General features: G+C 61.8%; 12 protein-coding genes. 7 read left to right on the top strand and 5 right to left on the bottom strand.

The features are described from left to right. From VF515_16595 to VF515_16585, 3 genes are all read left to right on the top strand, one after another. Window positions 1–213: hypothetical protein (locus VF515_16595; protein HEX7409250.1), on the top strand; the 213-nt coding region annotated here is incomplete at its 5' end. 435 nt (window positions 214–648) lie between these two features. Next, the gene (locus VF515_16590; GenBank protein HEX7409249.1) at window positions 649–858 is read left to right on the top strand and encodes a hypothetical protein; all 210 of its coding nucleotides are present in this window, start codon (window positions 649–651) and stop codon (window positions 856–858) included. A gap of 102 nt (window positions 859–960) precedes the next feature. Next, on the top strand, window positions 961–1,176 hold the full coding sequence (locus VF515_16585; protein HEX7409248.1) for a hypothetical protein: 216 nt from the start codon (window positions 961–963) through the stop codon (window positions 1,174–1,176). A gap of 364 nt (window positions 1,177–1,540) precedes the next feature. On the opposite strand, the gene VF515_16580 is transcribed toward VF515_16585, so the two are convergent. Both VF515_16580 and VF515_16575 read right to left on the bottom strand, forming a co-directional pair. Next, complete coding sequence (locus VF515_16580; GenBank protein HEX7409247.1) at window positions 1,541–2,221, bottom strand: hypothetical protein; 681 nt, start codon at window positions 2,219–2,221, stop codon at window positions 1,541–1,543. A 333-nt stretch (window positions 2,222–2,554) separates the two neighbouring features. Beyond that, window positions 2,555–3,502 (bottom strand): HNH endonuclease, encoded by a 948-nt coding sequence (locus tag VF515_16575; protein ID HEX7409246.1) that lies wholly within the window; start codon window positions 3,500–3,502, stop codon window positions 2,555–2,557. 557 nt (window positions 3,503–4,059) lie between these two features. Between VF515_16575 and VF515_16570 the strand changes: the two genes are divergently transcribed. The 3 genes from VF515_16570 to VF515_16560 all read left to right on the top strand — a co-directional run bounded on the left by VF515_16570 (window position 4,060) and on the right by VF515_16560 (window position 5,731). Then, window positions 4,060–4,881, top strand: coding sequence for a restriction endonuclease (locus VF515_16570; GenBank protein ID HEX7409245.1), 822 nt, complete (start codon window positions 4,060–4,062; stop codon window positions 4,879–4,881). Between the two features lie 109 nt (window positions 4,882–4,990). Beyond that, complete coding sequence (locus VF515_16565) at window positions 4,991–5,362, top strand: hypothetical protein (protein ID HEX7409244.1); 372 nt, start codon at window positions 4,991–4,993, stop codon at window positions 5,360–5,362. 144 nt (window positions 5,363–5,506) lie between these two features. After that, window positions 5,507–5,731 (top strand): hypothetical protein, encoded by a 225-nt coding sequence (locus VF515_16560; GenBank protein HEX7409243.1) that lies wholly within the window; start codon window positions 5,507–5,509, stop codon window positions 5,729–5,731. A 190-nt stretch (window positions 5,732–5,921) separates the two neighbouring features. Here the strand turns inward: VF515_16560 and VF515_16555 are convergent, their stop codons facing one another. The 3 genes from VF515_16555 to VF515_16545 form a co-directional block, all read right to left on the bottom strand. Next, the gene (locus VF515_16555) at window positions 5,922–7,820 is read right to left on the bottom strand and encodes a DNA topoisomerase IV subunit B (protein HEX7409242.1); all 1,899 of its coding nucleotides are present in this window, start codon (window positions 7,818–7,820) and stop codon (window positions 5,922–5,924) included. Window positions 7,821–7,832: 12 nt separating this feature from the next. Then, a complete protein-coding gene (locus VF515_16550) occupies window positions 7,833–10,130 on the bottom strand; it encodes a DNA topoisomerase IV subunit A (GenBank protein HEX7409241.1) in 2,298 nt (765 codons plus the stop codon). A 114-nt stretch (window positions 10,131–10,244) separates the two neighbouring features. Continuing rightward, on the bottom strand, window positions 10,245–11,228 hold the full coding sequence (locus VF515_16545; GenBank protein HEX7409240.1) for a peptidylprolyl isomerase: 984 nt from the start codon (window positions 11,226–11,228) through the stop codon (window positions 10,245–10,247). Between the two features lie 163 nt (window positions 11,229–11,391). Here VF515_16545 and VF515_16540 point away from each other — a divergent pair. Next, window positions 11,392–11,652 (top strand): nitrilase-related carbon-nitrogen hydrolase (locus VF515_16540; protein HEX7409239.1); only part of this gene is annotated, 261 nt, incomplete at its 3' end.

Below are 11,652 nucleotides of genomic sequence, written 5' to 3'. Positions count from 1 at the left end.
GAGCGCCTGCTCGCCCTGGCGCCGACGCCGCTGCCGCCCGCGCGCTGCGCCCAGATCGTGCTGCGTGGGGTGGAGAAAAACCGCAGCGTCATCCCGGTGACCGGCCACGCCTGGCTCGGTTGGATCATGGAACGATTGAGTCCGGCGCTCACCGACCGCATCTGGCTCGTCTACGTGCGCAAGGTTCGCTCGCTACCGGGCGGCAGCCGATGACGTATGGCCTCTTCAACCCAGTGTTCGGGACGCGGCCACTGGGGGCCGTAGGTCCGAGTATTCCGAGTTGCTGTACACGCCAGCCCCTATAATCCTTGACCACTGCAGGCTGCGGCTCTGCCCCTAACGCCCATGCCGCGTGGCGCTACATCGAGACCGTGCGTATTCGTCTCGATGCGATCCATCACTGCAGGCTCGTCACCCGTTCGCTCCACGTCGCGTCCTTAGAGATTTCGGCCATCAACTGCATCCGCTCCGGAACTCGGAATACGGCTCCTGCACCGTGGGACCGTCGTGTGCCGATGTGCGAACCGCTCGACGACGTGAACGCGCGGTTTCGGAGATCGGAGATATGAAGCTGGCCGAGCCTGCACTTGCGCCCCCGGCAGGAATGGCGCTATCCGTGAGAGCAGAGCCGCCCGAGGAGACCATGTTATGATTGCCATTCGCATTCCGAAAGCCCAGTGGGGAAAAGCCTGGCGCGCGATGGTCGAGCTCGCTCCAGTGCGTCTGGTCGCCAGCGATCCGATCTACGAGGTGCTGCCAGCGCACCTCGAACTGCTCAGCGGGCGTGGGTTCACCTACGAGATTGTCCGGCCGGCTGCAGCGGTGACGCAGGGGAAGCGCCGTGCCGCGGCCGGTTAGAAGCATCGAGATATACCTGCCGCTGGAGTACAACGACGGCCGACCCATCGCGAGTCGAGATACGTTCGGCTCCAAGCGGAGCTGCTGAGACAGTTCGGTGGCGTGACCTCCACCCAGCGACAGTTCCCTTTGCAGGGCCTGTGGCAAGCGGCTGGTCAGGTGTACCAGGATCGCGTCGTGGTCTTCGGCGTCATGGACTTTCGGGCGGTACCCTCAGGGCAAGTGATTCAGTATCTGGAGCGCTTGAAGTTGCGCCTCAAACGACAATTCGTCCAACTGGAGATCCTGATTACCGTGCAAGAACTGCTGGCAATTTGATCGAGACTCCACCTTCGTTGCCCTCGTTCATAGCCTCCACGCCGCCGCTGGTACTGGAATGGGCTGCGGACCATCGTGACGAACTCATGTGTTGGGCCACTGAGGGCCGTAGGTCCGAGTATTCCGAGTTGCTGTACACGCCAGCCCCTATAATCCTTGACCACTGCTACATGCTGCGGCTCTGCACCCGACGGCCAAGCCGCGTGGCGCTACATCGAGACCGTGCGTATTCGTCTCGATGCGATCCAGCACTGCAGGCTCGCCACCCGTTCGCGCCACATCGCGTTCTTGGAGATTTCGGCCATCAACTGTATCCGCTCCGGAACTCGGAATACTCGTTACTACGGCCCGCAAGCCTGTCCCGTTAGGTCTTCACCCCATCCTCCGGCTGGGCGTTCTTGAGCAACTCTCGTATTCGCTGTCGCTGAGGATTGCCCAGCATGTGCCAGTCGGAGACTTCTTCCCTGAAGGCCAAGGCTTCGCGTAGTCTCCGCAGCAATACCTCGGCTTCACCATCCATGATCGAAAGGGCGTAGACGGTTTGGCTCCCGTTCACCGCGGACTCGAACACATTCAGGAACTCCTCAACGCTCTTGACCGCGTCGGTTAGCTCACTGAGACGGACAGTTGGTACAGCCACCGCACCCCGACGGGTCGGGCTGTCAGTATGGCCCGTCACCTTGTGACGAAGCTTCCTAATCGGCGCGACGCGTGACTTGACATCCCGGTACTTGTCGCGCAGCTGCTGGACCAATCTCGTCTCGCCATCTTTCTCAGCCCCTTCAATCAGGGTCTCAAGGGTTAGGTTCTCCTGGCTAGCCGTCTTTCGGGCATCGGTCAGGCGAGCAAGCCGGAGGACGACGGAATCGTGGAGACTATCTTCGACGACCCAGAACGTCCCCGGCGCCACCGCATTCAGGAGGTTCACATCAGCAGGGTCGCTTGCATAAAGCGTGCGGAAGACGTTGAAGTGCAGTGACGCCAATGTCAGGTCCTTCCGCAATTCCTCGAAGACCGCTTTCGTGTCCGCATTCACCATCATCATCACCCCAAGAAGCTGATCTGACCTAACGAGCCACTGTAGAACAACCCCGAGAACGCAGCTCTATCGAATTTCATGCAAAGTCGCGACTTGTCCCCCCCACGTGTTCTGATGACCCCCACACGCTCGGAGAGCCTCTCTCGCAAGACTTTCGGGCATTTTCAGCCGAATCGTCGAGTTTCGCCTCTCGGGGGTTTATATCGAGCTCTTGGATGCTCGCGACGTGATCTTGGGGTTCTTCTACAGCATCGCCGCCTCGCCACTCACCCGCGGTAGGGCAACCGCACCGTCCTTTCCAGAACTCGCATCGCTCCCGCCGTCGGGTGCAGGGACTGGTTATTGTTCGTCTCTCTTCGACCCTTTCCCCAGATTGCATTCGCTGCATGTAGATCTCAGGTTCTCCAGCACGGACTCGCCCCCGTTTGAGAAGGGAACGATGTGATCGACATGGAGTTCCAAGCCAAGCGTAGTGGCCGGACTTCGACCGCAAATGACGCAACGAAAGTGATCCCGCTTCAGGATTTGATATCGCATGCCGATCTTGATCGCCCGTTTTTCGGAATCTGCCTTTGCGGAATCTGGATGGCGATGGTTCGATACCGACTCGCTCTGCGGATCCCCCGATGGTGTGGCTTCTTCCCGCGCGTTCGCGCTCAGATCATTGTTGATGCGATCCACAAAGGCTCTCAATGCCTTCCGCCATGTTCCCCATCGGGTGATGTAGGGTCGGACACCGATGATTGAGGGCGGTTGCGGCATCTCCTCGTACTTCGGACGACGACCATAGTGGGTCCATACGTTGAGTAGGTTTTCAAAACATTCATCATCCGAGTAGCGTCGTTGCCCCTTTGCTGGATTGAGTTCCGCACGCTGGAGGGCGGTGCCCCATCCGTCAAAACGCCGGCAAAGAGTGGCCGCATTGATCTGGGCATGTTGATTGAATTCCTCTACCGTGAAGGATTCCCTTCCTATTTTCCGCGCGACATCGCGGAGGATGGACAGGAGCGCGTCATCCGACATGCCCTTTGCCAGTTGGAGGACCATTTTGTCGGTGACTGGTCTTGCGGTGTTGATCAGATGACGGAGCCCCGCGGCTGATAAAGCATTGCGCCAGGTTCCGAAATGCCTACAGACGGTAGAATACCCAACGTTCGCATGTGTCTTGAAAAGGGATTTCGTCATGTGCCCTGGAGACACAAGGGCTGCAACACGCCTAATTTCTGTGAGTATTGCGTCGTCGGTGTATTCGTCGAGGCCATTGAGCCTGAAGTCGGTGCTGCTCAAATTGTCCTCAGAACACTACTTTGAAGTCGGCGTCTCAATGAAACCGGCAATGCGCACCGGTTTTCGCGGGTCAATACGTCTGCCTGCATGCGCCTTTAATACATCTCGACCCCTTGTGAGTTCAAGCAGCTAGAGATCGAGCTCTGTTGACCTGCCACCCCCGGCGGGTCAACATCTCAACTGCACCCCCGTCATCACAGCCGGTCCGCCGGGCTAACTAGCCCGCGTTTACCTCGGTTGAACACGCGCCAGGTCGGCCAAGCCGGCGAATACCAGTTCGGCACCCTCGACTCGAGGCGGTTTCGCACCTCGAACAACCTCCTGGGCGCGCTGCAGACGCGGACTACCTGAACACACCCCTCTTCCTGCGCCGGTACGAAGATGCGAGAGCTGGTAAGTATGTGGCTGTGGCTCCGAGAGTCGAGGTCTTTTATAACCGTTATCGTTTGCATTCGTTCTTGGCATATTGCAGCCCGGCGGACTATGAAGAGCAAGTTGGGAGGACCGCTGCTCAGGCAGCTTCAAGGAATTGTCCACTAAATCGGGGCAAGAGCACGATGACCGAGATGATCGCAGGGGGGTTCTGCTTAGCTCTGGTGGCCTACTTGATTCACCAAGCGGGTGAACCGGAGCGGAGGAGGCGGCTCGATGCCGACATCGCCGCTGCGGAGGCTAAGCGCCAGGAGGCTGAGTTGGCGAGCGACCTTGCCGACCTGGCGATAGCAATCAAGAGCCGCATTCGTCCGGAGCACTTGCCGGTACTGATGCGGAAGTACCGACAGACCGTGCGAGAGGATGAATATGGCCAGTGGATATTCGAGGACTGGTGGCGGGAGGTCGACTACTTCTTGGATCGCGTGCTGACCGGAGGAATAGACCTGGACGCGGCTCTTGGGCAGGGCAGCCGAAGTCTTAACCGTACCTGGGTATTGCCCTCCGGGAGTTACCGGCCCTATGCGATAGATGTGGTCACCGACATTGTCCAGGCAGCTCTGCAAAAGCAGCTCGACGAGGGTCATCAGGTTGAGTTTGCCAACTCGATGTCCGGCGCCGATTTTGAGCGATTTTGCGCTGACGAGCTGATGCGGGCGGGGTGGCGTGTCCAGTTGATCGGTGCCAGTGGTGACCAGGGGGGCGATCTCATTGCAGAGAAGGACGGTCTGCGGGTGATGATACAGTGCAAGAAATACTCCTCTCCCATCGGTAACACCGCTGTACAGGAAGCGTTTGCTGGGATGCGCCATCACGAGGCGAGCGCCGCGTGTGTGGTCTCAAATGCACGTTACACGACCGGCGCTCGGCAGCTCGCCGCGAGCACTGGCGTCTATCTCCTACACTATTCGCAGCTGTGCGAGTTCGACAGCGTCGTCACGGCATAGTCCGCCGGCCCCCGGAGGTTGAGCACGGCCTAGCCGAACCAGCCGCTCCAGGCGACAGCCAAGAACGGGCCGCGCCTGAGCACCACGACATTAGCGAAGGGGGTTGACCATGGTGGAAGTGCTTCCGAACAAGCCTGCTGGATACGAATCCGACCTGTCTGATTTCGGGCCGTGCGTGTTTGATGGGTATTGCGGCGAGCCGATCGGGTGGGGGTTCAAGATCGTCCGGCGGCTCAGCTATCAGCGATTCGAAGCGCTCCGAGGCTATGGTAGTCTCGATAGCCTCTATTCGGAGCACCTCCAGCCTGAGTGGTGCCTTGTCACGCGATGGCTTTCGCGCGAGGAAGCGCAGCGGAGGTATGGAGAAATCGCGATCGAGGAATTCGGACCGCGCGGCGGCTGGCGGTCGGTGACCTTCGGCACGAAGAAGTTCATGTCGCACCACCTCAAGGGCAATCCACGTGTCGAGCGGGTTCGCTAATCGGCTCGCCGGGACTGACCCGTGATGGCTAGCCCCGGCGCCACACCACCGTACGATACGTCCCGTTGCGCCCACATTACTTGAAGGTGCCGCACATTCAGCGGGCAAATGTGCTATCCGTATTTCGACGCCAAGGAGATTGCGATGAATGGAAAACAGCGCAAGAATGCGCAACCAACTCGGTCTCGACGCACTCCGGCCCGCCGACCGCGATTGGCGAAGTACGACCCGACCACCCAACCCATCTGGGAGGTTGCGGAGGAGATCGCCGCAACGGTTCCTGATTCTGAATGGGCCAAGGTTCCGCGAGACCTTGCCAAGAACCTTCATCACTACCTTCACGGAGCGCCCAAGGAAGAAGACGAGTGAACACTGTCTTCGCGGACACGAGCTACTGGATCGCCGTCAGCAATCCGCGAGACTCGCTGCACGCGCGAGTCAAGGAGCTGTCCCGCGGTGGCCAGCGGGCGTCCGCTCACCCTTCGACGGGCTCAGGGTGAGCGGGTTAGGATACGCACCGTATTTCTGCCAACGTGTACGTAATACTCCCGCTGCACGCCTACACGTCGACTTCCTCGACCTTCGACGCCCGCTCCATGATGAAACGAAAACGCGGCTCGACCTCTTTGCCCATCAACGTCTGGATCGTCGCTTCGGTCCTCGACTCGTCCGTGACTTCGACCCGGAGCAGGGCCCGATGCGCCGGGTCGAGCGTGGTCTCCTTGAGCGTCGCCGGGTTCATCTCACCCAAGCCTTTGAAGCGCTGCACGCTGGTAGACTTGCCGCCGGCCTTCGCCAGCACGCGGTCGCGCTCCTCGTCGCTGAGGGCCCAGTGCACCTCTTTGCCTACTTCGATGCGGTACAGCGGCGGCTGGGCGATGTAGACGTGACCGCGCCGGATCAACTCGGGCAACTGGCGGTAGAAGAACGTCAGCAAGAGCGTGCAGATGTGATGGCCGTCGGAGTCCGCGTCCATGAGCAGGCAGATTTTGTCGTAGCGCAGCTTGGCCGGGTTGAAGTCTTTGCCGGCACCGCAGCCCACCGCCGAAACGATGTCGTTGAGCTCTTTGTTGCCGAGCACTTTGCTCATCGACGCCTGTTCCGCGTTCAACACCTTGCCGCGCAGCGGCAAGATGGCCTGGAACTCGCGGTTGCGTCCTTGCTTGGCGGAGCCGCCGGCGGAATCGCCTTCGACGATGAACAGCTCACTCTCGTGCGGGTCCGTCGAGCTGCAGTCCGCCAGCTTGCCTGGGAGATTGAGGCGGTGTGAGACCGCGGTCTTCCGCTGCACGCTCTCAGCCGCGGCACGCGAGGCGGTACGCGCCCGAGCGGAGAGAATGACGCGGTTGGCAATCGCCTTGGCCTGGCTCGGGTTGCTCAGCAGGTAGTTCTCCAAGCCGGTGCGGATGAAGTTGTCGATGGGTGCGCTGATCTCCGGGTTGTTGAGGCGGTCCTTCGTCTGACCCTGGAATTGCGGCTGCTGTATGTAGATGCTGAGAATGGCCACCAGGCCTTCACGGATATCCTCCGCCGCAATGGTCAAACCCTTCGGTACGAGGTTCTGTACCGCCAGGTAGTTGCGCACCGCCTTGGTGAGGCCGTTCTTCAGTCCGTTGTCGTGCGTGCCGCCTGACGGGGTGGGGATGCCGTTGACGAACGAGAGCAGGCGCTCGTCGGTGGCCTCCGTCCATGCCAGTGTACATTCGATGACCACGCCATCCTTGCGCTCGGCGTAGAAGGGCTCGGCCACCTGTTGCTTGTCACCGTCGGTGATGAGCTTCTCGATGTACTCGGCGATACCGCGGTCGTGCTGGAACGTTTCCGTCTGCTTCTCGGCTTCGTTCTCGAATACCAGGGTGAGGCCGCGATGCAGATAGGAGCGGGCTTCCATGCGTTCGCGGATCACCGCCGGTTTGAAGCTGGTCTGCGGAAAGATCTGGGCATCGGGCGTGAACGTGATGGTGGTGCCGCTGCCGCGCGCGGGCCCGACTTTCTTCAGCTTGCCGGTGGCCACGCCGCGAGCGAAATGCTGCTCCCAGAGGAACCCGTCGCGTTTGACCTGCACGACCATCGGAGAAGACAGGGCGGTGACCACGGAGGCGCCGACGCCGTGCAGTCCGCCGGAGTGGTAGTAGTTCTGGTTCTCGAATTTGCCGCCGGCGTGCAGCGTCGTGAGGATCAGTTCGAGGGCCGGCCGTTTGTACTTCGGATGCACGTCGACCGGGATGCCCCGGCCATTGTCGGCAACCGTCACCGTCTGCCCATTCTTGTGCAGGGTGACCGTCACCTTGTCGCAGTGGCCGTTCATGGCCTCGTCGACGGAGTTGTCGACCAGCTCCCACAGCAGGTGATGCAGGCCGACGCTGTCGACGCCGCCGATGTACATCCCGGGACGCTTGCGCACCGGTTCGAGGCCTTCGAGAACGGTAATGTCTTTGGCGGTGTATTTCTGCTTCATGGCTTCGCCGCCCTATTGCTCGGTGCTGTCGCCACTCGACGTCACGGCTCGCGACACCAGCTCTACCGCTTTGAAACGCTTCAAGGCTTTGCGACCCTTCTGGGCGCGGTGCGCCGGCTCGGGCAGGTGGAAACGGCGCTCGCTGCCGTCCTCGGCGACGGCGATTGGCGGACTGTCGGCTGTGTGGCAGACGGCGCCGATCAGCCGGTCGCCCTTATCGACGCGCATCAGGATGACACCGCGGCCCGCACCGGACAGCTCGGCCAACTCTTCCGCCGGAAACATCAGGACCTTCCCATCAGCAGTCGCAGCGGTGATCAGCTCTCCGTCCGCGGGCGCAACGACAATGACCTCGTCGCCATCCTTGGTGCGCGCGAACCGCCGGCCGCTCTTCGTCGTCTCGCTCAGATCCGGCTTGCAGAAGAACCCCATGCCCCCTGCCGTGGCCACCAGCCAGCGGCCGGCGCCTTGACCCGAGGCGCCCTGCCCTTCCCCCTCGCCGGTTGCGCCGCTCACCAGCACCGCCGCAACCACACGCTCCCCATCTTTGAAATTCAGCGTCGACTGCACCGGTTCGCCGTACCCCGTGGTGGCAGGGACATTGCCGACGCGCATGACGTATGCGACGCCGAAGTTGGAAAACAGCGCCAGGTTGTCGCGCGTGTTGCCGCGGAGGATCCACTTGGCGACGTCGCCCTCGCGCACCCGCGTGGCGCTTGGATCCTTCACCTCGCCGAGCCGTTTCATCCAGCCGTCTCGCGTCACCACGACGGTAGCGTCCTCGTGCACGACATAGGCTTCCGCGTCGTAGACCAGTTCGGCGCCGGCGCTGAGGACGGTGCGGCGCTTGTCACCGTACTGTTGCGTCACCTCCTGCAGTTCGGTCTCCACCAGCTTCCAGCGCGCCTTCTTGCTTTTGAGCAGGCCCTCGATTTCCCGTGCCCGCTGCTGCTTGATGCGCTGCTCCTCCCGGATCTTTTCGATCTCCAGGCGCGCCAGCTGGTAGAGGCGGGTCTCCAGAATCGCGTCGGCCTGTTTCTCATCGAGGTCGAACTCGTGCATCAACTTCTTCGCCGCCTCCGCCCGTGACGCCGACTGGCGGATGATCTTGATGGCACGGTCGATGTTGCCGAACAGTTTCACAAAGCCGGCGAGAATGTGCAGCCGCTCCTGCAGCTCGCGCAATTCGTGCTCGAGGCGGCGGGTGACGATCTCGAGGCGGAAGTCGAGGAAGTGTCGGCACAGATCGCGCAAGGTCAGCCGCGCCGGCTGGCCGACGCCGGGCGTGTCCGTGGGCACCAGCGCCGTCAGGTTCACATTGAAGTTGATCTGCAAGTCCGTGTGTTTGAAGACGTACGCCATGACCGCCTCCGGCGAGGCGTCCGGCTTGATCTCGATGACGATGCGCACGACATCCGTCGATTCGTCGCGCACGTCGGTGGCCTGCGGCAAGCGGCGGCTGACGATGTGCGCGGCGATTTGCTCGACGAGCTGCGACTTGTTGGCGGTGTACGGGACGGAGGTGACAATCAGGCGCGGCCGGCGCTTGTCCACGGCGCTCACGTATTGGCCGCGCAAGCGCACCGCCCCTTGGCCGGTCTCGTAAATGCTGCGCAGCTCGCCGCGCGAGTTGAGGATCTCACCGCCGGTCGGGAAATCCGGGCCCTTGATGAACTTGCAGAGTTCTTTGTTGCTGATGTCCGGATTGTGGATCATGGCCACCAGCGCTTCGATGACCTCGTGCAAGTTGTGCGGCGGGATGTTGGTCGCCATGCCCACGGCGATGCCGGTGCTCCCGTTTATCAAGAGTTGCGGGATGGCCGCCGGCAGCACCACCGGCTCGCGTAGCGTGGCGTCGTAGTTGTCACGGAAGTCGACCGTCTCGTGACGGATGTCGCGCAGCAGTTCCTCGGCAATCGGCGCCAGCTTGGCTTCGGTGTAGCGCATGGCCGCCGGGCTATCCCCGTCGAGCGAGCCGAAATTCCCTTCGCCGTGCACCAGCGGGTAACGCAGCGCGAACGGCTGCGCCAGGCGGACCATGGCCTCGTACGCCGCCACGTCGCCATGCGGATGGTATTTCCCCAGGACTTCACCGACGACGGCGGCGGATTTCCGCGGCCGGTTACCGGCCGTCAGGTGCAGGTTCTGGTACATGGCGTAGAGAATGCGCCGCTGCACCGGTTTGAGGCCGTCGCGCACGTCAGGCAAGGCGCGCGACGTGATCACGCTGAGGGCATACGCCAGGTAGCGCTCCTCCGCCGCGCGACCGAGATCTACGGTGGCAATGGTTTCGGAACTCTTCTTCTGCATGTTGGTGTTCTATTGGAAAAGCTGAAACTCTTCAGCGGCCCCACCCCACTCCACGCCGTAGGTATAGTGCAGCGCCGTCGCCTCGTCGAGGCGGAGCGAAAGCCTGTGGCACGATCAGGGCGCCGCGGGCTCTACCAGATCGACTTTGGCCTTCTGACGAAGGCGCGCCACGAAATCGGCCTGACGCTCCTGCTTCTCCGATTTGATCAGCACCGCACGGATGCGCTCTTGCACCTCTTCGAACGGCTGGTAGCCGGCGCTACGGCGGTCGGTCACCTTGATGATCTCAAACCCGTATGGTGTCGTGATCACCGCGCTCAGTTGCCCCGGGGCCAGCGCGAAGGCCTCCTTTTCGAAGGCGGGATCCATTTCGCCCTTGGCAAAGTATCCCAAGTCGCCGCCCTGTGGGGCGGAGGCCGGATCCTGTGAGTTCTCGCGTGCGAGCTGGGCGAAATCGGCTCCGCCCTGCACCTTCGCCAGCACCCCGCTGGCACGCTGTTTCGCCGCATTTCGTTCCGGCACGGTGGCACCTGCGGATACCCGGATCAGAATGCGGCTGGCGCGGATCTCCGCAGGATGCTTGAACTCCTCGTGATTCTTCTCGTAGAAGTCTCTGACCTGCTCGGCGTCGACGTGCACGTCCTTCCAGACCGCCCCTTCCAGCAACAGGTTCACCGCCATTGTTTTCCGCGTATCGCGGCGGAGGTCGGCTTCGCTCATGCCCTTCGCCTTCAGCGCCTGATCGAAGGCGCGCGCGTCGGGGAACCGGCCCTTGCTGCGGGCAATCTCCTCATCGACGGCCGTATCACTCACCTTCACCCCGCGCGCCTGACTTTCCTGGCACAGCAGTTCCAGCGCCACGAGTGAATTCATCGCTTCCCCCGCCAGTTTTCCAACCGCCGTCGGATCTGGCTGCGAGTCCTCCACACTCAGCACCCCCTGCACCACCTCGCGAACCGCTTTACGGTAAATAGGGGTCCCGTTGACGCGCGCCACCACGTCGTCGTCACGCAGCGGTTTGGCTCCTGGCTGTGCGTGGAGTGAGGCTGAAAGGAACAGCAGCGCCGCTGCGGACACCAATACGAAGCGGTGAGTCATTGGGCGGTACCCCTACCACGGTTCCACTGAAGCGGGAAGCAGCACATTCGTGATGCGTGATGCGTGACGCGTGAATGGGAAAACAACTCAGATCACGGATCGCGCCTCACGCCTGACGTTCTTCCTTGCATCGCAGCCACATCCAACCTATCAGTCAGTGGCGATGCCGGCCCCGGATTCCAGCACGGTGACCATTGGCTTGGTGCAAATGGCCTGCTCCGCCGATCCGGCGGCCAATCTGCGTACCGCCGTGGACCGTATCGGCGAAGCCGCGCGGCAAGGGGCGCAGATCGTTTGCCTGCAAGAGCTGTTTCGGTCGCGCTACTTCTGCCAGAAGGAAGACGCGGCGGTCTTCGACCTCGCCGAACCGATCCCTGGGCCCAGCACCGACGCGCTCGCCCGCGCCGCCGCCGACAATGGCGTC

This window comes from Candidatus Binatia bacterium (genome assembly GCA_036382395.1).
In the GTDB taxonomy this organism is placed as follows: Bacteria; Desulfobacterota; Binatia; order HRBIN30; family HRBIN30; genus JAGDMS01.
This window is presented reverse-complemented; position numbering and strand designations above follow the sequence as displayed.